This window comes from Natronomonas halophila (genome assembly GCF_013391085.1).
GTDB lineage: Archaea > Halobacteriota > Halobacteria > Halobacteriales > Haloarculaceae > Natronomonas > Natronomonas halophila.
Genome location: NZ_CP058334.1, coordinates 2,354,924 through 2,377,194, shown reverse-complemented (window position 1 = coordinate 2,377,194; position 22,271 = coordinate 2,354,924). Strand labels below are relative to the sequence as shown.

Below are 22,271 nucleotides of genomic sequence, written 5' to 3'. Positions count from 1 at the left end.
GTATGGACGTACTCGGCGACGCCATCGGCCGCGACCGCCGCTCGTCGGCCACCGCACTTCGGGTCCCGACCGTCGGACGAAGCTACGACTATCGGCGGTTCTGTACGAGCGCGTGGAAGGTCGGCAACTTCCTCCGCCACCACGGCGTCCGCGGCGGCGCCGGTGTCGGCATCGCCGACGACCCCCTTCCCGAGCCGGTATTGACCTTCTACGGGGCGGCGTTGCTGGGTGCCGTCGTCCGCTTCGATTCGACCGGGGGAAGTCCGAAAGCACTCGTCGTCCCCGAACCCGAGGTGGACACTCACGACCCGGAACCGGGGACGAAAATCATCGCGTACGGCAGTCGCTCCGAAGACCCCTCGGTCGCCTACTTCGAGCGGGACGTCTGGAGCGAGAACCCGACACAGCCACCGGACCGCGTCGAACCGGGCGACCCGCTCGTAGCGACCGCCGAACGGACGTACACCCACGGGGAGATACTCACGGCCGCCGAAGACGTTATCGACGAGGCCGGACTCGAAAGCGGCGACGAGGTGGCCGTCCATGGGGCGTTTACCGACCCCGGCGTCGTCGCCGCCGGACTCGTCGCGCCGATTCTCGCCGGCGGAGCTATCGTCCTCGGGACCGAATCGACCGGCGACCTCGTCGTTGGCGGCGAGAAGAGCGACGTGAGAACCGGCTCCTTCTTCGAGGGCTGAGACCACGAACACCGTCGCAGGACAGGAACCGAAATCCCGCCGGCCGCTACGAACCTCCAATGGTTGGCGAGCAGCGCGGGGCTCGAAGCGGTTCCTGACAATTCGACGCTGCTGTTTACCGTCCGCGATGGGGTTACTCACTCTGTACCGGATAGCTAGTAAGTGATCGAGATATTCTGCCGTTCGGATTTGTCGTCCTCGTATTCTTCTCCGACCGATGTAACATTACCAACACCCGCCAACGTAACCCATATAACGTTCTATTATATGATTTTCACAATCTGAAACGCATGGATACATAAGCGTAAGACGTTGTGTAAACCGACATAGGACACTGCTCGAATAAGCGGTTGACGAGAGGAAAGACAACCCCGGTACGGTCCAGATCGTGATCTGTTCGACTCCCACACGAGTACCGCCAATACAAACAAAGCTAACACTGTTATTCAATCTGGAAATGACGAGCTCGTACCGTTATCGCAGAGTGGGGCGATTCCGTCGCAACAGCCAAGAAATCAGGAAAGCCAGTTCTTATGTCGGCAGGGGGTGCCGTGTCACCCCCCGTTGGGTCGGTAGACGCGTCCTCGGAAGACCGCAATCGCCTCCCCATCGCCCTCAACTCGGACGTCGTAGGTCCCTGTTTTCGAGGAGCCGTGGTCCCGCTCCGCGGTAGCCGTGATGGTCGTTCCGACATCAACCGTATCCAGATAGGAGATGTTCGTCTCTAGTGCGAGCGCCGTCTCACCACTGGCGTTCGATGCCGCCGCGAACGCGGCGTCCGCGAGGGAGTAGATCGCTCCGCCGTGTGGCGTTCCGTGGAAGTTACAGTGCGACTGTTCGAGTGTGAGTTCCGCACGAGCGACGCCGGGGTCGAGCGCCACGATGTCGATCCCGAGACGATTGCAATACGGATCACTCTCAATGCGGTCCCGGACCGCCGCGTCCACGTCGTCGTTCGTGGTCATCAATGGAACCGTTCGAACGGCTGCTGGCAGTCGGCACAGAAGTGCATCGACCGGCAGAGCGACGGCCCCTTCGGGTGCTCTCGCTCCGTGTCCGTCGACCCACAGTACGGACACTCCACGGTCGCATTATCGTCCGCCGTGGCAGTGCTCGGGTCGACAGTCATACACTCAACCCGAACTCACGGAGGTCGTCTCGGCCGGCCTCGGTCACCATGTTGACCGTCCACTCCGGCGTGAACCGAAGCCGAACCTCCGCGTCCTGAACCGACCGCGCCGTCTCGGCGGCGCACTTCACGTCGTTCAGGAGGATGTCCCGAGCAGGACAGCCCGTATATGTGAGCGTCATCTCGACCGTGCACTGTTCGTCTTCCACGGTCACGTCATAGATGAGGCCGAGATCGACGATACTGACCGGCATCTCCGGGTCTTCGACCTCGCGGAGCGCCTCCCAGACCTCGGCTTCCGTGCCCGTCGCATCCGCACCAGTCTTGGGGTACTCGGCCGGAACGTCGCCGGATTCGTAGTCCGTGTATGCGCAGGCTTTCCCGCCATCAAGCGGCGCGTTCGTTGTCATTGTGTCACCCCTTCGGACCGCAGTCGGGCCGGCGCACCCGGGTCGAGTTCGCGATACGTCGCGGTGAACTCCTCGTAGAGGTCGGCCCACGCGTCCGTGTGGCTGCCATCGCGACCGTGCGCGTCGAGTTCTGCGAGCGCGTCCGCGTCCGAAACGTCAACACCGGGCGACGGCGCGTCCGGCACCGTGAGGTCGAGCGAGGTAAGGAACGTGCTGACGGTGTCGAGCCATTCCGTCCGCATCTCGTCGGCCGTAGCGGTACGGAATCCGGCCTCGATAATCGTCTCCTCGTATTCGCCGGGCACGAACAGGGTGAGGGCGGGGGCAAACAGGTCATCAAGCGCTGCTTGAACCCGGTCGTGGGCGTCCGAATCGGCGGTAAGCCGTTCGAGCCAGTTCTGCGCATGCTCGCGGTGGTACGACTCCTCGTCCAGTGCTTTCCCGACACGGTCTGCCAGCGGCGCGTAACTCGTGTCGACCAGGGCTTCGAGACGGATGCGTTCCGCGACGTCGTAGAGGTAGCTCCGGACGACGACGTCGGCCCAATTCCCTTCGTCGAACGGTCGTTCGACGAGGACGCTATGTCGCCAGTCCTCCGGGGGACGCTCCCATACGCACTCCGCTTCCGTGTATCCGAGTTCCTGCAGGAGGTCGTACCAGAGGCGTGCGTGACCGAACTCGTCCTGTGCGATATTCGCAAGCGAGAGGTCGGACTCGAGCGTCGGCGCGAATATCTGCCACTCGGTCAGCCGCTCACCGTGGACGAACTCGTCGTCGGCGAGACGGAACAGGAGGCGTTCGAGCGCGACCTGCTCTTCGGGCGTGAGGTCGTCGCGGTCGAGGGTGCCAGCGGCGGGACTCATGCGTCACCCTCCTCCGCGAGCGCTTCGCGGCGTTTTCGCGCGGCCTCGCGCTGTTCTTCCTCGCTGTCCGCGACTTCTTCGGCGAACGACGCGTCGATATCGTTGTACGTCATCGCCCACCGGTACGACTTGTCGGTGCGACCGCCGAACGCCGCGTCCTGCGCGCCGACCTCGCTGATTTCGTCCGCAGGAACGACCCAGAGGCTGTTCGTTTGCATACGGCGGGCGTGCTGGACTTCGGCGAACTGCTCCGCCAATTCGCTGTCCGGAGCGTGGACGTTCCCGACGTGTTCGTACGTATCCCCGGCGGACTCCTGGCGGAACACTTCCCAGATCATGACTGTGCGACCTCCATGCGCGTGCTGTCGGTCGACTCCCACGTGTCGAGCGCGTCCCGCACCCACTCGACTGCCTCCTGTCGGCGGCGACGTGAGCCGATCTGTTCTTTCGAGCCATCGTACTCGTTCTTCGAGATGGTCCAGAACTCGTCCCAGTCGAGGTCCTCCTCACGGACGGCCATGGTTCCGTCGTCGCGCTCGTAGATGCGCGGCGTGTCCGGGATTTCGAGGCCGTACTTCTCGGCCTTCGGGATGTACATGTTCAGGAACGAGTTTCGGAGCGCGTCGTTCGTCGTGGTCTTGAGCCCGACGCTCTGGGCGAAATCATCGTGGACGGACTCGTCGTTCGTCGGACCGAAGAACTGGAGGATGCGCGGCCACCACGTCTCGAACGTCTCCTGGACGCGTTCCTGCGTGGCTTTCGACCCCTGCATGAGTTCGCGAAGGATGGATTCGCCGTGTTTCACGTGGAACCCCTCCTCGAAGCAGACCTTATCCATCGCGTGGGCGTACGGCGTCCAGCTGGTGGACTTGAGCGTCGCCTGCCGACGCATCGCGCCGCCGTCGACGAAAAAGTCAATCATCGGCGCCTCGTACCACGAATCCACGGGGTAGTGGAAGCAGTTCAGGAACTTCCCTTCACCCTCCGCGAGTTCGTCGAGCATCTGATCGCGGGTCTTGACGCCGAGCGTCTCGGCGGCCCGGAAGAGGAGTTGAGCGTGCCCGATCTCGTCTTGGACCTTCGCGGTGTTCGCGAGTTTCCGGTCGATAGAGGGCGCATGCCGCGTGAACTCCTTGTCGAGGTAGCCGCCCATAACTTCGCTGTTCGCGTGGAACTGAATCATCCGGGTGGCTGCCTTGCGGTACTCCTCTGGCATGTCGTCCGCGGGACCGAACTCCCGCGGACCGGCGTTTTCTTTGACCTCGGTGATGTTCATCGTGATACAGTGTATCGACCCTATCCGAATAGAGATTGACCACCACATATCCGGGATTTAAATACTAGTGCGGCGTATCGGGGCGTAATGATCGACGAATGCCTCATCGTCGAATTCGACGTCGAGGGCGATGACTGTCCACTTGCCAGCGCGACCGCGACTGCCAGCGCGACCGCGACCGCACAACCACCTCAACTCCGCGAGGACGGGAACGTCCTCCTCCAGTTCAGCACGAGCGCCGGAGACGACCTCGCCGCGGCGCTCGATACCGACTCCCGAATCCGATACCTCCATCGCTCGACTGCGGGCCCTCGCGACAACTTCCGCTGTCTCTCCAAACACCCGTGCATCGTCCACGAGCTCATCAGCGATGGCCTTCTCGTCGACTCCATCCAGTACCAGAATGGCGCCGCCCGTCTCACCGGCGCGGTCGTCGGCCACACGGTTCTCCAAGGCGTCATGGAGACGGCAAGCGACACCGTTGGTGTCCAACTGCAGCGTGTCTACCCGCTCCGAGAGGAGGACGACGAACCCGTTGCCCAACGCTGGGACCTCACCCCCTCACAGGTCGAGAGCATCGAAACCGCATGCGAACTCGGCTACTTCGCCATCCCCCGAGAGGCGGATGCCAGCAAGGTAGCCGACGCACTCGATATCAGCAAATCCGCGTTCCTCGAACGTCTCCGGCGCGCGCAAGCCTCCCTGTTTCGAGACCTGTTCGCGTAACTCCTGCCGATCCCGGTATATTTTAATAATATAACCACTATATCGTGGTCATACATGTCATGGAGTAGCGTTGAGACAGCCGACCGTGAATCGATTCGGGAGTTACAGGACGAACGACTCCGAGAAACCGTCGAACGCGCCTATGAGAACGTCGACTTCTATCGACGCGCGCTCGACGATGCAGGCGTCACGCCTGCCGATATCGACGGTGTCGACGACATTACGGCACTCCCGATGACGACGAAGGAGGACTTCCGCGACGAGTATCCGGACGGCCTTTTCGCCGTCGATGACGCCGACCTCCGGCGAGTTCATGCTTCCTCAGGAACGACCGGAAAGCCCAAAATCGTCGGCTACACCCAGAATGACCTCGACGTGTGGAGCGAAGTCGTTGCACGGTCGCTCACCGCGGCCGGCGTCTCTCCCGGGAATACCGTCCAGAACGCGTACGGGTACGGGCTGTTCACGGGCGGGCTCGGCGTCCACAACGGTATCGAGGAACTCGGTGCGTCCGTCATTCCGATCGGCGGTGGCCAGACCCAGCGTCAGATCGAACTCCTCGAGGACCTCGAGAGCGACGCGCTGACTTGTACGCCGTCCTACGCCCTCTATCTCGCTGAAACGGCTGAAGAACACGGCATTGATATCCGTGATCTCCCACTCTCGACGGTCATCTTCGGCGCCGAACCCTGTACGGAGCCGATGCGCAACGAGATCGAAGAGCGCCTCGATATCACGGGCGTGGATATCTACGGGCTGTCCGAGGTCATGGGCCCCGGCGTCTCCAACGAGTGCCACGAAGCACAGGATGGACTCCACGTCTGGGAGGACCACTTCTATCCCGAGGTCGTCGACCCCGAGACCGGCGAACCCCTTCCCGAGGGCGAGGAAGGCGAACTCGTCCTCACCTCGCTTACGAAGGAAGCACTCCCCGTGCTCCGGTACCGGACCGGTGACCTGACGACGCTTACCTACGACGAGTGCGAGTGCGGACGGACGATGGTTCGAATGGACAACGTCACCGGTCGCGCCGACGACCTCCTCATCGTCCGCGGCGTCAATCTCTACCCGAGCGAAATCGAAGACGTCGTCCTCGAGTTCGACGAAGTCGCACCGTTCTACCGGATCGACCTCTACCGGGAGAACAACCTCGACCGACTCGAACTGCAGGTCGAACGCGAGCCCGACGCGTCGTTCGAGACCGACGAATTGCGCGGCCGCATCAAGCGCCGCCTCTCGAACGTCCTGTCGTTCACGCCGGACCAGATCGAAATCGCGGAGCCTGGCGGTATCGAACGCACGGAGACGGGAAAGGTAAAGCGAGTTTACGACCACCGCGAACAGTAGTCAGGACGGTAGGCCGTTCTCTTCGAAGAAGTCCCTGACGAGGGACCGACAGGTCTCGGGTGCGTTTCGGAACACCGTGTGGCCCGCTTCCTCGACGACGTGGCGGACGGCATCGTCGTCCGTCCAGTCACGCGCAGGGTTCGTGTACGGCGCGATGTCGGGGTCGGGGCGGAGCAGGAGGCTCGGACACGGCGGACTGGGCGCAGTATCAGTGAGTGGCTCGAACCCTCGACGGGTCACGCCGATGATCGCGGGCCGGACTTGCTTGCGTGCGGTCGCGAGTGCGTCTGCGAACGCGTTTCCGCGCTGTTCGAACGTTTGTCGAACGTCCTCGTGGGTTGCGGTCCCCCACGCTTCGAGCTCCTGTTGCTTCTCGTGGAGGTGGTCGTCACCGAGCACCGCGAACAGCTGTGCAGGGTGGTCTTCGAGGACGAGCGCTCGCGGGTTGAAATCCGGCCGGCACGCGACCCGGAGAACGGAGTCCGCCCCGAGCGAGTGGCCGTAGAACACGGGTCGCTCGACGTCGAGGTGGTCGCAGAGCGCGGCGAGGTCGTCGGCCATCGTCGCCGCGTCATAGCCGTCCGCGGGGGCTTCGCTGAGCCCGTGGCCGCGTGCATCGTAGAGGACGACGTCGTACGTCTCGTTGAAGGTCGCGGCGAGGGGTGCGAGACACTGCCAGTTGTCCGTAAACCCGTGCGCGACGACGACCGTTCGGCGATCCGTACGCTCACCGGTCACGTAGTGGTGCCGGCAGCCGTTGACGGTCGCATGGCGAGAACGCCAACTCTCAGGAATCTGCATAGTGCCGCTTATCGAAGCCACCTACATAGCCGCTTCGACGCTCACGACAAGACTTATTTACCACAGGTCGGGAATATGAGGCGTATGGCATACAGTTACGAGCCACACCACTTCGAGGACTTCGAAGAAGGAAAGGAGTTCATCAGCGTCGGTCGAACCGTCACCGAGTCCGACTTCATGATGCACTCGGCGTTGAGCGGCGACTGGACGGAGCTCCACACGAACAAGGAGTACGCGGAAGACCAGCAGTTTGGGGAACGCATCGCACACGGCCCGATGACGTTCGTCCAGGCGACCGGGTTCGTCTACCGGACGGGCATCGTCGAGCGCACCGCCGTTGCGTTCCTCGGTATGAACTACATGGACCTTCCGAACCCCGTCACCATCGGTGACACCCTCCAATTGGAAATCGAGGTCGCGAACCGCAAGGACCTGGACAGTCGGGACGACGCGGGTATCGTCGTCCTCGATACGGTTATGGAGAACCAGGAAGACACCGTCGTCTTCGAGGGTGACATGAAGTTCCTCGTGAAGAAACAGAACTGACGCCGCGATTCCCGTTCTATCAATCGTTCAGGTGGATTCAGTAACGAAAACGATTAAGGTATTCTCTGCTCAGGATTCATACGTAATGGAGTATTCCGGGCCCACAGACCTGTATATCGGTGGCGAATGGACTGCAGCAAAGAGCAACGGCACTATCGCAACCGAAGACCCCGCCACGGAGTCGACGTACGCGACCGTGCAGAAAGCCGGCGCGGACGACGTGGACGATGCGGTTGCGGCGGCCGCGGAGGCTGCCGCCCGCGACGGCGAGTGGCGGACGATAGACCCCGAGGAGCGTCGCGCAAAGCTCCATGCGATGGCGGACGCTATCGAGGAGATGAAGGACGAAATCGCCCTCGTCGAATCCCACGACAACGGGAAGACGCCGTTCGAGGCGAAGCTCGAAGTCGGGATGGTCGTCGATACGTTCCGGTACTACGCGGGGTGGACCGAGAAGGACGGCGGGAGCGAGATTCCCGTCTCGGACTCCCGACTCAACTACACGAAGCGCGACCCCGTTGGGGTCACCGCGCACATCGCGCCCTGGAACTTCCCGTTCCAGCTCGCCGGACGTGGCGTAGCGCCCGCGCTCGCCACCGGGAATACCGTCGTCCTCAAACCGTCCAGTATGACGCCGCTATCCGCACTCTACTACGCAAAAGCGGCGGAGGAGGCAGGGCTCCCGGACGGCGTTCTCAACGTCATCCCAGGGTCGGGAGCCACGGCTGGAAGCGCGCTTGCGAGCCACGACGACGTCGACCACGTGACGTTCACGGGCAGCACCGGCGTCGGGAAGACGATTCAGCGGGACGCGGCTGATGCCGTTGCCGATGTGACGCTCGAACTCGGCGGAAAGGGCCCGGCGGTCGTCTTCCCCGACGCAGACCTCGAAGCCGCGGCCCGTGGCGTCCAGTACGGCATCTTCATGAACGCCGGTCAAATGTGTTGGGCGAACTCGCGGCTGGTCGTCCACGAGGACGTCCACGACGAACTCGTGGACTCCCTCACGTCCATCGCGGAGAACATCCCGCTCGGCAGCGGTATCGACGACGACGGCCAGATGGGGCCGGTCGTCAGCGAGGCCCACCAGCAGGACATCCTCGATTACATCGAGACCGGGAAGGAGGAAGGCGCGACCGTCGCCGCCGGTGGCGGCGTCCCGGACGATACGGACACCGGCCACTTCGTGGAACCGACGGTGTTCACGAACGTCACGAACGACATGACCATCGCCCGCGAGGAGATATTCGGCCCCGTCCTGTCCGTCATCGAAGTAAGTAGCGAGGAGGAAGCCCTCGAAGTCGCGAACGACTCGCCGTTCGGGTTGACCGCCTGCGTCTGGACGAACGACCTCTCCCGTGCGCACACGTTCAGCGACCGACTCGACTACGGCATGGTGATGGTCAACGAGACACCGAACACGTGGCCGCAGACGCCGTTCGGCGGGACGAAGGCGAGCGGTCACGGCCGCGCGCAGGGCGAGCAGGCAATCGAGTCGTACACCGAAGTGAAGAACGTCCACATCAACCTCGAATGACCACTCAGGACACGTTCGACCGACACTGCGACGCGCTCGCCGCCCACGACATCGACGCCACGCTCGCGGATTACGCCGAGGACTCGGTGCTTGTCACCACGATGGGCGTGTTCCGTGGACGCGACGAAATCCGGGGCGTCTTCGAGAACATGCTCTCCGAGTTCGCAGCGGCGGACGCCACGCTCCACGTCGACGAGACGCACGTCGAGGACGACTTCGCGTACCTCGTCTGGCACGCAGAAACCGACGAGACCGTCTACGAGTTCTGTACGGACACGTTCTACATCCCCGAGGACACGATTCGCTTCCAGACGTTCGCCGGGAAACTCATCCCGAAGGAGTAGCCGGCACTCACCATCGGGAGTCGGCCGGCGGCGTTTTCACACGGAAGGTTGGCGTCGACTCACCGTGCATTCGGAGTCTCGGTCCTCGAGAAACGCGTCGGTTCCCTCGTTTTTCTCTCGCGTCCCGAACAGTTGTGAGAACAGTTCGGCTTCGTACTCGATGCCGGCTTCGATATCCATCCGCGACGCAGCCGTCACGGACGTCTTCGCGAACTCGAGTGTAACACGGCTCCTCGCGGCCATGGACGCGGCGAGGTTGTAGACGCGCTCACCCGAGAGGATGAGACCATGGCGTGACCCACAGTGCCATCTCCGAGTACAGCTACTTGCACCACGTACGAGACCAGAACCGTTGCCAGCCAGAGGCGGTGTGGAGCACGACCAGTACATTAATGTCTTCCTTCCAAAAACGGAGAAACGACTATGAGCGATTCTGGCACACGAGCCGTCGTTGTCGAGGCCGTTCGTACACCGATGGCCAAGAAAGACGGCGGGCTTGCTGACGTGTACCCAGAGGATCTGGTGACGACTATCCTCGACGCATTGGTCGAGCGAACTTCCGTCCCGGCCGCGGAGTGGGCGGACTTTCGCCTCGGCTGTGCGAATCAAGAGAACGAACAGGGCCGAAACCTCGCCCGGCAGTCGCTACTCGCCGGTGGGTTCCCGGAATCGATACCGGCGTCCACCACGACGCGCCTCTGTGGGTCGTCGCTGACTGCGCTCAACGACGCCGCCCGCGCCATCGAGGCCGGCGACGGCGCGGTCTATCCAGTCGCCGGCGTCGAGCAGATGAGTCGGATTCCCTTCTCCGACTGGCTCCACCCTGCCATCGAGGAGCGCTACGACTCGGACAGACTACCGATGGGCCAGACCGCCGAAACTATCGCGCGCCGCCACGACGTCAGCCGGGAGGCTCAGGATACGTTCGCCATGCGTTCCCACGAGCGTGCAGTCGCGGCGGCCGAGGAGGGGCGGTTCGATGACGAACTCGTTTCCGTCGAAACTACCGACGGGTCGTTCGATACCGACGAGACCCCCCGGCCGGGCACGACCGTCGAAAAACTGGGCGAGTTGCCGACCGTCTTCCGCGACGACGACGCGGCGTCGGTCACACCGGGCAATGCCTCGCCGCTGACCGACGGGGCATCCGGTATGCTCGTGACGTCCGAATCGTACGCCGAGGATCACGGGCTCGACGTCATGGCCACTGTCAAGACGCGGAGCGTCGCCGGTGTCGACCCGCTGGTCATGGGGAAAGGGCCGATTCCCGCGACTCGTGCGGCGCTTGACGACGCTGGCCTCACCATCGACGACATCGACCTCGTGGAACTCAACGAAGCCTTCGCCGCACAGAGCCTCCATTGCGTGCGCGAACTCGGGATTCCCGACAAGAAAGTAAACGTCAACGGTGGCGCTCTCGCGCTCGGACACCCGCTCGGCTGTTCGGGTGCGCGTATCTCCACTACGCTGCTGCACGAGATGGAAAAACAGGACGCGACGTACGGCCTGGCGACGATGTGCGTCGGGTTCGGACAGGGAGTCGCGACGATTTTCGAGCGACCCTGATTACTGGCGGGCGTCCGCGCATCGAGAAGCCACGGTGTCTCGAAGGACGATCACCTACGTTCGATCAAAGCTCGAGGAAGGATTCGGCGTTCTCGAAGAGGAGTTTCCGCTGGGTGTCCTCGTCGTAGTTCGTGTGTTCGGCGAACGAATCGAGCCAGTCGTCGGGACGAATCATCGGGTAATCGGTTCCAAACATCACTTTGTCCCGGAGAACCGTGCCCGCATACTGGAGGACCTGGTCGTCGATGTACTCCGGGAGCCAGCCTGAGAGGTCCATGTAGACGTTTCCTTTCTGCTGGCAGATAGCGAGTTGTTCTTTCTCCCACGGGAACGCAGGATGTGCGATGAGAATGTCCATTCCGGGATGCTCGGCCGCCACGTCGTCGATGAGCATCGGATTCCCGTATTTGACTTTCAATCCCCGTCCACCGGCGCTGCAGGCACCGAGCGTGGAGTTTCCGCCGTGAAAGACGACCGGAACGTCGAGGTCCTCGATCGTGTTCCAGAGGTGGCGGTGCTCGGGGTCGGACGGGTCGAAGCCCTGAGCGATTTGCTGAAATTTGAACCCCGACAGGTTGAGGTCTTCGACGCAGCGAATAGCCTCTCGAACACAGTCGTCTTTGTGCGGGTCGACGCTTCCGAACCCGACGAAGAAATCGGGATACTCATCGCGAATCTCCGCGACGTAGTCGTTCGGAACCGGTGGATTGCCGGTATTCGTTTCGGCATCCCACCCCAGCAAGACGGCGTGTCCAACGCCGGCGTTCCGGTACTCATCGTACATCTCCTCGTAATCCCACGTCTCGAGATCGGTTCCGAATTTGTCGGCGGCATCGGCCATCATTTCGCCGCCGGCGTCCACCAAGAACTCCGCCGTCGGTTGATGTGCGTGCGTGTCGATGAGACGGCCTGCTGCCTGTCCGGGTAATTCGCCCATATGCTCACTCTTACGCCGCTATTCAAAAAAGTACCCTCTCTGCAAACATCGTGTTTAGTCGAGCGGATCTCACCAACCGTCGAAGGCCTGCATCTATGCCGTTTGACACAGATACTACCATATTTTTGATTAGTATTTAAAACATATATCTTAGACAAATAGAACTGAATACCGAGTTTCACCGATTCGCTCTGTGTCCGCTCTCACCCCCAACATTTCCCCACCAAATACAACCGTTAAAAGCGCTAAGAGCAACTATTTGCCCATTTAGCCAGCCGAAGTTTCACTCGCCTCATCCGTAACTAAGCACAGCCGGTCCGCGGCGCTGTTGACTTAAATATAAGACGATAGGTCTTCCAAGTTCCATGCCAAAACGGCCGGATAAGCTGCTTTATCGGCCGTATCGACGTCGCGGTCGCCGAGCGTGAGCGGCCATCCGAGGAGATTATTGAACTCGCAAACCAAGATTCATTGTAAAGTTATCATTTTTGAGTTTCAGACAGTATCATTATATTTTGAACGTCGAGTAAATCCACCAATATAATTCGGACACGAACGGGCCAACCACATCCGCGGGATAAGGACGGAACCGAAGCCTCCGGAGGCAGCATCGACTGCTATATCCGACGCACGGCGAGGACACCGAACCGAGGTACCGCGAACGAATCTTCAAACTACACATCTAAGTCCCGGCGCCTGCTAGCGGCCAGTAATGGACTCGGGAAGCAGAATCGTAGCTGTCGATGACGTACCCGTCGATACGACGTACATTTTCACCATCGAGGAAGTCGACTCCGGCGACGAGAAGGAAGCCATCCTGCTTCGAGATGACGACTCGATTCACGGGTGGCTGAATTACTGCCAGCACTACACCCACATCAAGCTCGACAAGGGTTCGGGAGCGGAGATGCGCGACGGGGAAATCGTCTGTACGAACCACGCGGCGTACTTCGAACAGGACACCGGCTTCTGTACGTTCGGTCCGTGTGAAGGCGCGTATCTCAACGAGGTCGACGTCTCGGTCGACGAGGGGGACGTGTTTCTCACCGACGAGGACTTCGAGTTCGTGCGTCAGGGGCCGCTCGAGAAAGACGAGATAGATCTGGAATCGAAGTCGAACTACAAGTTTTGAGCAGTCTGGCCCCTGTGAGGGCGCGACCCTCGAAGGAGTCGACGTCGAGGGCGGGGGCGTCTATCTCACCGAGGACGAATACGAGTTCGACCACGTCGGACCGAAAAGCGACCATGACCTCTCGTCGGGGCGCACGGTTCAGCGGTAACTGACCCCACGCAGTTTTCCCGTCCCGTGTTATACGGTTCTCCATGGAAACGACGAGCGAGGTAGTATCGAGGCTTCGCCAGCCCGAATACACGGGGGAGAACCGCTGTATTCCCTGTACCGTCACGAATATCGTCATCGCCGTGGTGCTGACAGGGGTACTGGCGTTCGTATCACCGCCGCTCGCGGGCGTTTTCGCCGTCCTCGCTGCGGGAAGTATCTGGCTTCGAGGCTATCTCGTCCCGAAGACGCCCGAACTCACGAAACGGTATTTCCCGGAGTGGCTGCTCGCGAAGTTCGACAAGGCACCGGAGCCGACCCCCGAACCGCCGAGCGATTTCAACCCGGAGGAAGTCCTACTGGAAGCCGGTGCCGTCGAGCCCTGTGCTGACGTGGACGACCTCTGTCTGACCGACGACTTCGAGACGGCGTGGCTGGGTCGCATCGAGGCACTCGAAGACGAGGACGCCCTCCGGGACGAACTCGCCGACCAACTCGATTTGGAACGGGAGACCATCGACTTCGAGACCTACGGCGACGCCTTCATCGCTCACAGCGACGGGGAACAGATCGGCCAGTGGGAATCCCGAGCCGCGCTGCTGGCCGATTTGGCGGCGGCCAAGGAACTCCCCGACTGGATCGATTACTGGTCGTCGCTGCCCTCACAGCACCGGAGCCAGTTGCTCGGCGGCCTCCGCGTGTTCATCACGGACTGTCCGACCTGTGGGGGACCCGTCACCACTGATACCGAAGTCGTCGAATCCTGCTGTCGGTCGACGACCGTCGTCGCGGTCGCCTGCGAGGACTGCGGTGACCGCCTTCTCGAAGTCCCGCATCAGGAGCCGGCCTGAGCGCTGTCCGTTCGGACAACGTATCAGTAACAGCGGGCCTCGATTCGCCGGTCGTAAAGCCGCTGGAGGAGTTTCGTCATCGGGCCGTCGCCGATATCGATTCCGTCCGCCGTCGCAATCGGCCTGATTTCCCACGTCGAATTCGTCAGGAAGGCCTCGTCAGCCTGACGCAAGTCGTCGACCGTATACCGTCCCGAATCGACGGTAAACCCTTCCTCTTCGGCGAGTTCGATGACGGTCTCCCGGGTGATACCGGGGAGCAACGAGTCTTCGGCGGGCGTCCGCAGAATGCCGTCGTCGACGAAGAAGACGTTGCTCGTCGCACCCTCGGCCAGATTCCCGTCGGTGTCCCGCATCAGCGCCTCGTCGGGCTGATACCCCTCGCGGGACGCCCGCCGGAGTTCCAGACGCGCGAGGATGCCGTTGAGGTAGTTGTGGGTCTTCGCGTCGGCCGGGAGCACGCTCTCCGGGGGCCGCCGACGCGTGACCGACTGGACGACTGCAGGGTCGTCCCAGACGCGTTCGCCCTCGGTACCGCCACGGGGGAGGGGTTTGACGTAGACGACGACCGTCGGGTCGACGTCCTCGTCGGGGGTCAGCTTCCCTGGCTGGACCCCGCGGCTGATGGACACGCGGAGGTACGCGTCTTCGAGGTCGTTCGCCGTCAGCGTCTCGTCGATGCGGGTGTCGATGTCGTCGGGTATCGCCTCGGGCATCCCCAGCGTCTCACAGGTGGTTTCGAGACGGTCGAAATGCCGGTCCCACGCGAAGACAGTCCCGCCGTAGACACGACACGTTTCGAAGGCCGCATCGCCGTATCGGAACCCCCGGTCGTCGACGCTGACGGTCGCCTCCTCCCGGTCGACCAGTTCGCCGTTTACGTGGTACTGCATGTGTCACAGAAGGTTTCGACCATGCGCTCACCGGTGTCGGTGAGGATGCTTTCGGGGTGGAACTGGACGCCGACGTGGGGTTTCTCGCAGTGGCGAACACCCATCACGACGCCACCCTCGGCGTCGGTACGGGCCGTCTCCACGAGGTCCGCGGGCAGGTCGTCGTGGTCGACGGCCAGCGAGTGGTATCGCCCGACCTCGAACCGGTCGGGGAGGTCCGCAAAGAGGCCACGGCCGTCGTGGGTCACGACGGAGGGCTTGCCGTGGACCACGTGCGGCGCGTGGCCGACCGTGGCGCCGTTTGCGGCACACAATACCTGATGACCGAGACAGACGCCAAGAGTCGGATAGTCCAGTTCCTCGAAGATGGATACCGAGACGCCCGCATCCGCGGGCGTTCCGGGCCCTGGTGAGACGACGATACCGTCGGGGTCCAGTTCGCGGACCCCGTCGACGTCGATGGCGTCGTTTCGACGGACCACGACCTCGGCGTGGGTGCCGACGTACTGGACGAGGTTGTAGACGAACGAGTCGTAGTTATCGATGACGAGAATCGTGGGGACGGCCATCAGTCTGCCACCTCCAGAGCGAGAGCGGTCCGTTCGTCAAGCGCCCGGTCGAGGGCGTTGACGAGCGCCCGACCCTTGTCGAGCGTCTCCTCGTATTCACTCTCGGGGTCAGAATCGTGGACGATGCCGGCGCCGACCCGCAGGTCGTAGCGGTCCTCGTGGCGAACCAGCGTTCGGATGACGATATTGAGCGTCGCGCGGTCGTCGAAGCCGAAGACGCCGATTGCGCCAGTGTAGGGCCCGCGGCGCGTGGCTTCGACCTCGTCGATAATCTCCATCGTTCGGGGTTTTGGGGCGCCCGTGATGGTGCCGCCGGGGAAGACCGCCGCGACGGCGTCGGCGAGCGAGCAGTCCTCGCGCCGTTGGCCCTCGATGAGACTGACCAGATGCATCACCTCGGAGTAGCGGTCGACGCGGCGGTACTCCCGGACGTCGACGGTACCGTATTCGCTTACCTTCCCGAGGTCGTTTCGTTCGAGGTCGACGAGCATCGCGTGTTCGGCCCGCTCTTTCTCGTCCGACAGGAGGTCGCCTTCTAGCGCCTCGTCTTCCTCTGGCGTGCGCCCGCGGGGGCGCGTACCGGCTATCGGTTCGGTCAGCAAGCGGTCGCCCTCCACGTCGAGGAGGAGTTCGGGACTCGCGCTGACCAGGTCGACGCCGTCGAACTCGACGAGCGCCGAGTAGGGCGCGGGGTTGACCCGGCGGAGCGCGGCGTAGGCCTCGACGGGGTGGACCGCCGCAGGCGCCGAAAGCCGCTGGGAGACGTTGGCCTGAAAGGTGTCGCCATCGCGGATGTACTCCTTGACGCGGCGCACCCGGTCGGCGAAGGCCTCCCGGGAACAGCCGGCATCGAAGGTTGCCTCATCGGTTTCGGCAGGTGCGCGGCCGACGGACCGGTCGCCCGCGACTGCACGCGCGACGAGTTCACGGGCGTGCCCGACCGCCCAGTCGTAGGCCGCATCGACCGATTCGTACTCGTCGAGACGGGGGCAGGCGGTCACTCGGAGGGTCGCCTCGCCGGTCCACGGTACCTCCCAGGTGACGACTCGGTCGTATTTCGCGACCTGGAGGCGGGGAAGGCCCCGGTCGTCAATCGTCCCACCGGGGAGTGCCTCCAGTTCGCGGGCGATATCGTAGGAGAGCCAACCGAAGACGCCGCACGGGTACGGAACCGAACAGTCGCCCCCTTCGAGCGTCTCGCTGCCGAGGAGGCCATCGAGCGTCGCCAGCGACGGCGAACCACCGTCGCGATGGACGGCCTCGCTCCCGACGGTCACGCGTTCGATTGGGTCCGTAGCGAAGTAGCCCCAGCCTTCCTGTCCGCCCGTGGTCTCCAGAAACACGTCCCCACCGTCGCCGCGTCGTGCGCGGCGGTAGGCTTCGAAGGGGTCGGCAACACGGACCTGTAGTTCGACCGGGACGCGGGCGTCGACGGCCGCCGACGTGGCTGCCGAACGGAACGCACTCCGGTCGGTAACGACTCGCATTACCACCCGAGAGGCAGCGAAGGAGTAACCGTTTTGCGGTCTATACTTCGGAGGCCCGCTCCTGCCAGCGCTTGATGCGCTTTTCGGAGAGGTCCGTCTTCGAGGCCAACTCCTCGGGGTCGACGTCGAGGAGGTTCTGAACCGACTCGATGCCCGCTTCTTCGAGGCGTTTGGCGTACGCGGGGCCGATACCGCTCACGTTCTCGACGGGGTCCGAGCCGCCCTCGGCTTCCTCGGGAACAGGGCCGGCGGCTTCGGCCGATTCGGCAGCAGCCGTATCGGTTCCGCTGTGGTCGCTCACATCGGTACCGGTTTCGGCGGGTTCGGCCGCTGATTCCTCGTCTTCGGGCGGTTCCTCGGTCATCGAGCCCGTAGAGGCGGTCGCGTCGGTGCCGGCCGCCGCCGCGTCGTCCACGTCGGGTTCGTGCTCGACGGAGACGTCCGTCGATTCGGTCGGTTCCTCGGACTTGGAATCGCTGATTCCCAGAACCGATCGCAGTAGTTTGACGATTGGCATAGTTGGAATATTAATCGGCGATTACTTAAACCCCGACCACTGCCGCAAACCCCGCGAACCCGGTTATAGCGACGCTCTAAGCGCGTTGTTCATTACGGCAACAGGCGCGTCGCGGTCAGTCCAGTGTTCGAAGGCCTCGACCCCCTGATAGAGCAACATCCACGCGCCATCGATGGTCGTGGCACCGACGTCGGCGGCGTCCCGGAGCAGCCGCGTCTCCAGCGGCTTATAAACGGCGTCCAGCACCGCGAGGTCGGCGTGGAGGGCCGACTGTGGGACCGGCGTTTCGTCGGCTTCCATCCCGACGCTCGTCGCGTTGACCAGCAGGTCGGCGCCGTCGAGGAGGGCATCGAGGCCGTCGAGTCCGTGCGCGCTGGCGTTCGGCACCTCCTCGGCGAGTCCCTCGGCCCGCGAAACGGTCCGGTTGGCGATTCGCACGTCGACGCCCTCGTCCGCGAGCGCGAAGGCAGCGGCCCGGCCCGCACCGCCGGCACCGACGACGACGCCCGTACCCGAAAGCGAGACATCGTGATGTTCGAACGCGCGCGTGACGCCCGCGGCGTCGGTGTTGTGGCCAGTCGGTTCGCCTTCGAAGTCGATAGTGTTGACCGCCCCGATGCGCTCGGCCAGCGGGTCCGGGTCGACCAGCGGCAGTACGTCCTCCTTGAACGGAATCGTGACGTTCAGGCCGCGAACCCCGAGCGCACTGGCGCCATCGAGCGCCACGCCGAGCGACTCCGGACTCGGCTCGAAGGTGACATAGCGGGCGTCGATTCCAAGTTCCTCGTAGGCCGCCTCGTGCATCGGCGGCGATACCGAGTGGCCGACGGGGTTGCCGATGAGACCGTAAACCTGCATATGGAACGTCGACTCCGCCCATCGGCAAAAGGGTTCCCGAACGCGTGATAAACCGTATATCGAGATAGCAAATGCGACAGAAGCGCCACGCCCGGGGCACAGAATCGCGGGCGACACGGGGCGTTCGCTGAACCGGACGCCTTTAGCGGCCGGCACGCCGAGATAGCGTATGCTCGCTATCGTCGTTTCTCGGGCCGACGAGGCCTCCGAACACATCGGCGACCATCTGCTGGATATCGCTTTCTGGACCGAACACGAGGATGAGAGCCGCTCTGACGAGAACGGTGGCGGCCGATACTATCGGACGGATGGCGCGGAGTTGCGGACCTTCGAGGACCTACATATCCATCTCGACGGCGTCGCAGCCACCTTCGACGAACCCGACATGCTCGTTTTCGCCTCACGGCATGCGGGCGATACCGGTTCCCTCCTGACCGCCCACGCGACGGGGAACTTCGGCCCCGCCGAATACGGCGGTTACGCCGGGTCACTCGCGCGTGCCGCGCCGAACGCGCTATCCGCCGTCCGCGAAGCCTTCGAAGAACACGCACCCGAGAGCTACGACGCCGGTATCGAGTGTACCCACCACGGACCGAGCAGCGTCGGCTGTCCCTCACTATTCGTCGAACTGGGCAGCGGTGAGGACCAATGGCGAGACGCCGATGGAGCGGAAGCCGTCGCACGCGCGATATTGGACCTCTGTGAAGTCGACCCCGGGACCGACCGCGCGGTTATCGGCTTCGGCGGCAACCACTACGCGCCCCGCTTCGACCGCGTGTTGACCGAAACCGACTGGGGCGTCGGCCACATCGCCGCGAACTGGGGCCTCGAAGAGATGGGCGACCCCCACGAGGCCCGGGCCGTCGTCGCCAAGGCGTTTCAGGCGAGCGGCGCCGACCACGCCCTCGTCGACGGCGACTACCCCGAACTCGAAGCCGTCATCGAGGACCTCGGCTTCGAGACCGTCTCGGAGACGTGGCTTCGGGAGACGACGGACGTACCGCTGGACCTCGTCGCGCAACTGGAGCGTGACCTAGCGCCGGTAGACGACGGGCTTCGGTTCGGCGACCCCGCCGAGGGATACGAGGGTGGCTTCTACGTCGACGACCTGCCGACGGACCTGCTCGACGAGGCGAACGGGGTCGACCGCGAGGCCGTATTCGATGCCGTGTCCGCACACGCCCTCGCCTACGAGACTGCGGAGGGTGGCTCACTCGCGTCGGGACCCGTCGCACTCCCCGAGGCTGCCACCTACCGAGCGCTCATCGACGAACTAGCGGCCGTTCTCGAATCGAAATACGACACCGTCACTGTCGAGGACGACGCGGTCGTCGCCCGGCGCGAAGCCTTCGACCCCGAACTCGCACGCGAGGCCGGAATCGAGGAGGGACCGGCCTTCGGTCGCCTCTCGGCTGGAGAGTGCGTCGAAATCGACGGCGAGACGGTCACGCCGGACGACGTTCGTCGCGCGCGCGAGCAGCGCTTCCCGTTCTGAGCGGGGCGGATTTTATATCGTGGCTAATGGTTTATCGCAGATTTCCGCTATCGAGGGCTGAAACGGCCGCAAATCGTATGACGAACGTCAGACGCGGGGGAAAGATACTTTAAGCGCGTGCGCGACACCGCCATTCATAGATGGACTCGATTATCGAGGACGCTATCGACGAAGCTGAAGAGGATGGGGACAGCGAGGCGCCAGCGTCCGCGGCGAACGGCAACGCCACAGACGGCGGCACCGCCGCCGACCAGGACGTAAAAGGGTCAGGCACCATGACCGACGAGGAACTCGCCGAGGTCGTCAAAGATCTCGAGACGAAAATCACCGTCGTCGGCTGTGGCGGCGCCGGCGGCAACACCGTCACCCGGATGGCCGAGGCCGGCATCCACGGGGCGAAACTCGTCGCCGCGAACACCGACGCCCAGCACCTCGCAACCGAGGTCGAAGCCGACGAGAAGATCCTCATCGGCCGCCAGCGAACCGGCGGCCGTGGGGCCGGCTCCGTCCCGAAAATCGGCGAGGAGGCTGCCCAGGAGAATATCGACGACATCAATCAGTCCATCGACGACTCCGATATGGTCTTCGTCACCGCCGGCCTCGGCGGTGGCACCGGCACCGGTTCCGCGCCCGTCGTCGCCCAGGCCGCACAGGACGCCGGTGCGCTAACCATCGCCATCGTGACGATTCCGTTTACCGCCGAAGGCGAACGTCGCCGCGCCAACGCCGACGCGGGCCTCGAACGCCTCCGTGCGGTCGCCGACACCGTCATCGTCATCCCGAACGACCGCCTACTGGATTACGCGCCGAACATGCCCCTGCAGGACGCCTTCAAGATCTGTGACCGCGTCCTGATGCGCTCGGTCAAGGGCATGACCGAACTGATTACCAAGCCCGGGCTGGTCAACGTCGACTTCGCCGACGTGAAGACCATCATGGAGAACGGCGGCGTCGCCATGATCGGTCTCGGCGAGAGCGATTCGGAGAACAAGGCCCAGGACTCGATTCGCTCCGCGCTCCGCTCGCCGCTGCTCGACGTCGAGTTCGACGGCGCCAACAGCGCGCTCGTCAACGTCGTCGGCGGCCCCGACATGTCCATCGAGGAAGCCGAGGGCGTCGTCGAGGAAATCTACGACCGCATCGACCCCGACGCCCGCATCATCTGGGGTGCCTCGGTCAACCCCGAGTTCGACGGCAAGATGGAGACGATGATCGTCGTCACCGGCGTCGAGAGCCCGCAGATTTACGGCAAGAGCGAGGCCGAGCAGGAACGCGCCGTACAGGACGGCGGCGACAATATCGACTACGTCGAATAACGCCGCCGGGCCGTCGGTCTCCCGTCCCATCGAGCGGTCGGTGCCGCCGACAGCGACCACCTCATCGAGTCCGCCTTTTGCGACGTTTATAACCAACAGGTAGAAAACCCCTGAGATGGAACTGTCGGATATGGATACGCCGACCGACCTCACGTCCTACGTTCGCGTGCTCAAACTGGCGAGTACGCCCTCATGGGACGAGTTCTCGAAGGTCTCGCTGGTCGCCGGACTCGGCATCGTCCTCGTGGGACTCATGGGCTTCGTCATCTTCGCGATTATGACGTTCATCCCGGGGGGTCCGTGATGGGCATCTTCGCCGTCAAGACCACCGCGAGCCAGGAACAGACCGTCGCTGACATGATTATCAGCCGCGAGGAAGACGACATTCACGCCGCCTTGGCACCCGACTCGCTGACCAGTTACGTGATGGTCGAAGCCGAGGGCAGCGCCGCCATCGACCGCGCACTCGAGGACATTCCTCACGCGCGGAACCTCGTTCCCGGCGAGTCCTCGATGGCTGAAGTCGAGCACTTCCTCAGCCCCAAACCGGACGTCGAGGGCATCGCGGAAGGCGACATCGTCGAACTCATCGCCGGGCCGTTCAAAGGCGAGAAAGCGCAGGTCCAGCGTATCGACGAGGGCAAAGACCAGGTCACCGTCGAACTCTACGAGGCGACGGTTCCGATTCCGGTCACGGTCCGTGGCGACCAGATTCGGGTTCTCGACTCCGAAGAGCGCTAACGCGCTCTTCGCTTCTCGTTCGCTTTGTTCACGAGAATAGCGAGGAACGGTAAGCCGGGTTCTACCGATACCCGTTTTTAAGATA

General features: G+C 63.2%; 26 protein-coding genes and 1 pseudogene. 13 read left to right on the top strand and 14 right to left on the bottom strand.

Annotated elements, in window-relative coordinates:
• The first annotated feature begins 2 nt into the window (after positions 1–2).
• Complete coding sequence (locus HWV23_RS12715) at positions 3–698, top strand: class I adenylate-forming enzyme family protein (RefSeq protein WP_211693250.1); 696 nt, start codon at positions 3–5, stop codon at positions 696–698.
• Positions 699–1,252: 554 nt separating this feature from the next.
• Here the strand turns inward: HWV23_RS12715 and HWV23_RS12710 are convergent.
• The 6 genes from HWV23_RS12710 to HWV23_RS12685 are packed head-to-tail and all read right to left on the bottom strand — an operon-like array spanning position 1,253 to position 4,376.
• Positions 1,253–1,663, bottom strand: a complete 411-nt coding sequence (locus tag HWV23_RS12710) for a hotdog fold thioesterase (RefSeq protein ID WP_178290771.1) — start codon at positions 1,661–1,663, stop codon at positions 1,253–1,255.
• On the bottom strand, positions 1,663–1,827 hold the full coding sequence (gene paaE, locus HWV23_RS12705; protein WP_178290770.1) for a 1,2-phenylacetyl-CoA epoxidase subunit PaaE: 165 nt from the start codon (positions 1,825–1,827) through the stop codon (positions 1,663–1,665). The genes HWV23_RS12710 and paaE overlap by 1 nt, the downstream gene beginning before the upstream one ends.
• The gene (gene paaD / locus HWV23_RS12700; RefSeq protein WP_178290769.1) at positions 1,824–2,237 is read right to left on the bottom strand and encodes a 1,2-phenylacetyl-CoA epoxidase subunit PaaD; all 414 of its coding nucleotides are present in this window, start codon (positions 2,235–2,237) and stop codon (positions 1,824–1,826) included. The genes paaE and paaD overlap by 4 nt, the downstream gene beginning before the upstream one ends.
• Positions 2,234–3,100 (bottom strand): 1,2-phenylacetyl-CoA epoxidase subunit PaaC, encoded by an 867-nt coding sequence (gene paaC / locus HWV23_RS12695; RefSeq protein WP_178290768.1) that lies wholly within the window; start codon positions 3,098–3,100, stop codon positions 2,234–2,236. The genes paaD and paaC overlap by 4 nt, the downstream gene beginning before the upstream one ends.
• Entirely contained in the window at positions 3,097–3,438 is a 342-nt protein-coding gene (paaB, locus tag HWV23_RS12690; protein ID WP_178290767.1) for a 1,2-phenylacetyl-CoA epoxidase subunit PaaB, read from the bottom strand. Before paaB ends, paaC begins: the two co-directional genes overlap by 4 nt.
• Entirely contained in the window at positions 3,435–4,376 is a 942-nt protein-coding gene (locus HWV23_RS12685; protein ID WP_178290766.1) for a Phenylacetic acid catabolic protein, read from the bottom strand. The genes paaB and HWV23_RS12685 overlap by 4 nt, the downstream gene beginning before the upstream one ends.
• Positions 4,377–4,463: 87 nt before the next feature.
• Here HWV23_RS12685 and HWV23_RS12680 point away from each other — a divergent pair, with 87 nt between their 5' ends.
• Together HWV23_RS12680 and paaK are read left to right on the top strand one after the other, a co-directional pair.
• Positions 4,464–5,102 (top strand): helix-turn-helix domain-containing protein, encoded by a 639-nt coding sequence (locus tag HWV23_RS12680; protein WP_178290765.1) that lies wholly within the window; start codon positions 4,464–4,466, stop codon positions 5,100–5,102.
• A gap of 54 nt (positions 5,103–5,156) precedes the next feature.
• A complete protein-coding gene (gene paaK, locus HWV23_RS12675) occupies positions 5,157–6,449 on the top strand; it encodes a phenylacetate--CoA ligase PaaK (RefSeq protein WP_178290764.1) in 1,293 nt (430 codons plus the stop codon).
• On the opposite strand, the gene HWV23_RS12670 is transcribed toward paaK, so the two are convergent.
• Positions 6,450–7,250, bottom strand: a complete 801-nt coding sequence (locus HWV23_RS12670; protein ID WP_178290763.1) for an alpha/beta fold hydrolase — start codon at positions 7,248–7,250, stop codon at positions 6,450–6,452.
• An 84-nt stretch (positions 7,251–7,334) separates the two neighbouring features.
• Between HWV23_RS12670 and HWV23_RS12665 the strand changes: the two genes are divergently transcribed.
• The 3 genes from HWV23_RS12665 to HWV23_RS12655 all read left to right on the top strand — a co-directional run bounded on the left by HWV23_RS12665 (position 7,335) and on the right by HWV23_RS12655 (position 9,677).
• Positions 7,335–7,796, top strand: a complete 462-nt coding sequence (locus tag HWV23_RS12665; RefSeq protein WP_178290762.1) for a MaoC family dehydratase — start codon at positions 7,335–7,337, stop codon at positions 7,794–7,796.
• Positions 7,797–7,881: 85 nt separating this feature from the next.
• Entirely contained in the window at positions 7,882–9,333 is a 1,452-nt protein-coding gene (locus HWV23_RS12660) for an aldehyde dehydrogenase family protein (protein ID WP_178290761.1), read from the top strand.
• A complete protein-coding gene (locus HWV23_RS12655; RefSeq protein ID WP_178290760.1) occupies positions 9,330–9,677 on the top strand; it encodes a nuclear transport factor 2 family protein in 348 nt (115 codons plus the stop codon). Before HWV23_RS12660 ends, HWV23_RS12655 begins: the two co-directional genes overlap by 4 nt.
• 36 nt (positions 9,678–9,713) lie before the next feature.
• Here HWV23_RS12655 and HWV23_RS12650 read toward each other — a convergent pair.
• Positions 9,714–9,947, bottom strand: a pseudogene (locus tag HWV23_RS12650) (hypothetical protein); the annotation flags it as partial.
• Positions 9,948–10,100: 153 nt separating this feature from the next.
• On the opposite strand from HWV23_RS12650, the gene HWV23_RS12645 reads away from it, so the two are divergent.
• The gene (locus HWV23_RS12645) at positions 10,101–11,243 is read left to right on the top strand and encodes a thiolase family protein (RefSeq protein ID WP_178290759.1); all 1,143 of its coding nucleotides are present in this window, start codon (positions 10,101–10,103) and stop codon (positions 11,241–11,243) included.
• Between the two features lie 64 nt (positions 11,244–11,307).
• Here HWV23_RS12645 and HWV23_RS12640 read toward each other — a convergent pair whose 3' ends face one another.
• Complete coding sequence (locus tag HWV23_RS12640) at positions 11,308–12,180, bottom strand: amidohydrolase family protein (protein ID WP_178290758.1); 873 nt, start codon at positions 12,178–12,180, stop codon at positions 11,308–11,310.
• A gap of 712 nt (positions 12,181–12,892) precedes the next feature.
• Here HWV23_RS12640 and HWV23_RS12635 point away from each other — a divergent pair.
• Together HWV23_RS12635 and HWV23_RS12630 are read left to right on the top strand one after the other, a co-directional pair.
• Positions 12,893–13,312, top strand: a complete 420-nt coding sequence (locus HWV23_RS12635) for a Rieske (2Fe-2S) protein (RefSeq protein ID WP_178290757.1) — start codon at positions 12,893–12,895, stop codon at positions 13,310–13,312.
• Positions 13,313–13,503: 191 nt separating this feature from the next.
• Positions 13,504–14,310: a DUF8054 domain-containing protein gene (locus HWV23_RS12630; protein WP_178290756.1), complete on the top strand. Its 807-nt coding sequence runs from the start codon at positions 13,504–13,506 to the stop codon at positions 14,308–14,310.
• A gap of 23 nt (positions 14,311–14,333) precedes the next feature.
• Here the strand turns inward: HWV23_RS12630 and HWV23_RS12625 are convergent, their stop codons facing one another.
• From HWV23_RS12625 to HWV23_RS12605, 5 genes are all read right to left on the bottom strand, one after another.
• Positions 14,334–15,203, bottom strand: coding sequence for an aminotransferase class IV (locus tag HWV23_RS12625; protein WP_178290755.1), 870 nt, complete (start codon positions 15,201–15,203; stop codon positions 14,334–14,336).
• On the bottom strand, positions 15,188–15,772 hold the full coding sequence (locus tag HWV23_RS12620) for an anthranilate synthase component II (RefSeq protein ID WP_178290754.1): 585 nt from the start codon (positions 15,770–15,772) through the stop codon (positions 15,188–15,190). Before HWV23_RS12620 ends, HWV23_RS12625 begins: the two co-directional genes overlap by 16 nt.
• Entirely contained in the window at positions 15,772–17,259 is a 1,488-nt protein-coding gene (locus HWV23_RS12615; RefSeq protein ID WP_178290753.1) for an anthranilate synthase component I family protein, read from the bottom strand. Before HWV23_RS12615 ends, HWV23_RS12620 begins: the two co-directional genes overlap by 1 nt.
• 40 nt (positions 17,260–17,299) lie before the next feature.
• Positions 17,300–17,776: a helix-hairpin-helix domain-containing protein gene (locus HWV23_RS12610; RefSeq protein WP_178290752.1), complete on the bottom strand. Its 477-nt coding sequence runs from the start codon at positions 17,774–17,776 to the stop codon at positions 17,300–17,302.
• A 63-nt stretch (positions 17,777–17,839) separates the two neighbouring features.
• Positions 17,840–18,634, bottom strand: coding sequence for a shikimate dehydrogenase (locus HWV23_RS12605; protein ID WP_178290751.1), 795 nt, complete (start codon positions 18,632–18,634; stop codon positions 17,840–17,842).
• 169 nt (positions 18,635–18,803) lie between these two features.
• Here HWV23_RS12605 and HWV23_RS12600 point away from each other — a divergent pair, with 169 nt between their 5' ends.
• The 4 genes from HWV23_RS12600 (at position 18,804) to HWV23_RS12585 (ending at position 22,186) form a co-directional block, all read left to right on the top strand.
• Positions 18,804–20,129, top strand: a complete 1,326-nt coding sequence (locus HWV23_RS12600; protein ID WP_178290750.1) for a D-aminoacyl-tRNA deacylase — start codon at positions 18,804–18,806, stop codon at positions 20,127–20,129.
• A gap of 140 nt (positions 20,130–20,269) precedes the next feature.
• The gene (gene ftsZ / locus HWV23_RS12595; RefSeq protein ID WP_178290749.1) at positions 20,270–21,445 is read left to right on the top strand and encodes a cell division protein FtsZ; all 1,176 of its coding nucleotides are present in this window, start codon (positions 20,270–20,272) and stop codon (positions 21,443–21,445) included.
• 130 nt (positions 21,446–21,575) lie between these two features.
• Positions 21,576–21,749: a protein translocase SEC61 complex subunit gamma gene (locus HWV23_RS12590; RefSeq protein ID WP_178291667.1), complete on the top strand. Its 174-nt coding sequence runs from the start codon at positions 21,576–21,578 to the stop codon at positions 21,747–21,749.
• The gene (locus HWV23_RS12585) at positions 21,749–22,186 is read left to right on the top strand and encodes a transcription elongation factor Spt5 (RefSeq protein WP_178290748.1); all 438 of its coding nucleotides are present in this window, start codon (positions 21,749–21,751) and stop codon (positions 22,184–22,186) included. Before HWV23_RS12590 ends, HWV23_RS12585 begins: the two co-directional genes overlap by 1 nt.
• Positions 22,187–22,271 lie beyond the last annotated feature (85 nt).

Excerpts from the sequence above, each read along its gene's own strand:
- HWV23_RS12715 (WP_211693250.1), top strand. The coding sequence starts at position 3 with ATGGACGTACTCGGCGACGCCATCGGCCGCGACCGCCGCTCGTCGGCC.
- HWV23_RS12710 (WP_178290771.1), bottom strand. The coding sequence starts at position 1,663 with ATGACCACGAACGACGACGTGGACGCGGCGGTCCGGGACCGCATTGAG.
- paaE (WP_178290770.1), bottom strand. The coding sequence starts at position 1,827 with ATGACTGTCGACCCGAGCACTGCCACGGCGGACGATAATGCGACCGTG.
- paaD (WP_178290769.1), bottom strand. The coding sequence starts at position 2,237 with ATGACAACGAACGCGCCGCTTGATGGCGGGAAAGCCTGCGCATACACG.
- paaC (WP_178290768.1), bottom strand. The coding sequence starts at position 3,100 with ATGAGTCCCGCCGCTGGCACCCTCGACCGCGACGACCTCACGCCCGAA.
- paaB (WP_178290767.1), bottom strand. The coding sequence starts at position 3,438 with ATGATCTGGGAAGTGTTCCGCCAGGAGTCCGCCGGGGATACGTACGAA.
- HWV23_RS12685 (WP_178290766.1), bottom strand. The coding sequence starts at position 4,376 with ATGAACATCACCGAGGTCAAAGAAAACGCCGGTCCGCGGGAGTTCGGT.
- HWV23_RS12680 (WP_178290765.1), top strand. The coding sequence starts at position 4,464 with ATGATCGACGAATGCCTCATCGTCGAATTCGACGTCGAGGGCGATGAC.
- paaK (WP_178290764.1), top strand. The coding sequence starts at position 5,157 with ATGTCATGGAGTAGCGTTGAGACAGCCGACCGTGAATCGATTCGGGAG.
- HWV23_RS12670 (WP_178290763.1), bottom strand. The coding sequence starts at position 7,250 with ATGCAGATTCCTGAGAGTTGGCGTTCTCGCCATGCGACCGTCAACGGC.
- HWV23_RS12665 (WP_178290762.1), top strand. The coding sequence starts at position 7,335 with ATGGCATACAGTTACGAGCCACACCACTTCGAGGACTTCGAAGAAGGA.
- HWV23_RS12660 (WP_178290761.1), top strand. The coding sequence starts at position 7,882 with ATGGAGTATTCCGGGCCCACAGACCTGTATATCGGTGGCGAATGGACT.
- HWV23_RS12655 (WP_178290760.1), top strand. The coding sequence starts at position 9,330 with ATGACCACTCAGGACACGTTCGACCGACACTGCGACGCGCTCGCCGCC.
- HWV23_RS12645 (WP_178290759.1), top strand. The coding sequence starts at position 10,101 with ATGAGCGATTCTGGCACACGAGCCGTCGTTGTCGAGGCCGTTCGTACA.
- HWV23_RS12640 (WP_178290758.1), bottom strand. The coding sequence starts at position 12,180 with ATGGGCGAATTACCCGGACAGGCAGCAGGCCGTCTCATCGACACGCAC.
- HWV23_RS12635 (WP_178290757.1), top strand. The coding sequence starts at position 12,893 with ATGGACTCGGGAAGCAGAATCGTAGCTGTCGATGACGTACCCGTCGAT.
- HWV23_RS12630 (WP_178290756.1), top strand. The coding sequence starts at position 13,504 with ATGGAAACGACGAGCGAGGTAGTATCGAGGCTTCGCCAGCCCGAATAC.
- HWV23_RS12625 (WP_178290755.1), bottom strand. The coding sequence starts at position 15,203 with ATGCAGTACCACGTAAACGGCGAACTGGTCGACCGGGAGGAGGCGACC.
- HWV23_RS12620 (WP_178290754.1), bottom strand. The coding sequence starts at position 15,772 with ATGGCCGTCCCCACGATTCTCGTCATCGATAACTACGACTCGTTCGTC.
- HWV23_RS12615 (WP_178290753.1), bottom strand. The coding sequence starts at position 17,259 with ATGCGAGTCGTTACCGACCGGAGTGCGTTCCGTTCGGCAGCCACGTCG.
- HWV23_RS12610 (WP_178290752.1), bottom strand. The coding sequence starts at position 17,776 with ATGCCAATCGTCAAACTACTGCGATCGGTTCTGGGAATCAGCGATTCC.
- HWV23_RS12605 (WP_178290751.1), bottom strand. The coding sequence starts at position 18,634 with ATGCAGGTTTACGGTCTCATCGGCAACCCCGTCGGCCACTCGGTATCG.
- HWV23_RS12600 (WP_178290750.1), top strand. The coding sequence starts at position 18,804 with ATGCTCGCTATCGTCGTTTCTCGGGCCGACGAGGCCTCCGAACACATC.
- ftsZ (WP_178290749.1), top strand. The coding sequence starts at position 20,270 with ATGGACTCGATTATCGAGGACGCTATCGACGAAGCTGAAGAGGATGGG.
- HWV23_RS12590 (WP_178291667.1), top strand. The coding sequence starts at position 21,576 with ATGGATACGCCGACCGACCTCACGTCCTACGTTCGCGTGCTCAAACTG.
- HWV23_RS12585 (WP_178290748.1), top strand. The coding sequence starts at position 21,749 with ATGGGCATCTTCGCCGTCAAGACCACCGCGAGCCAGGAACAGACCGTC.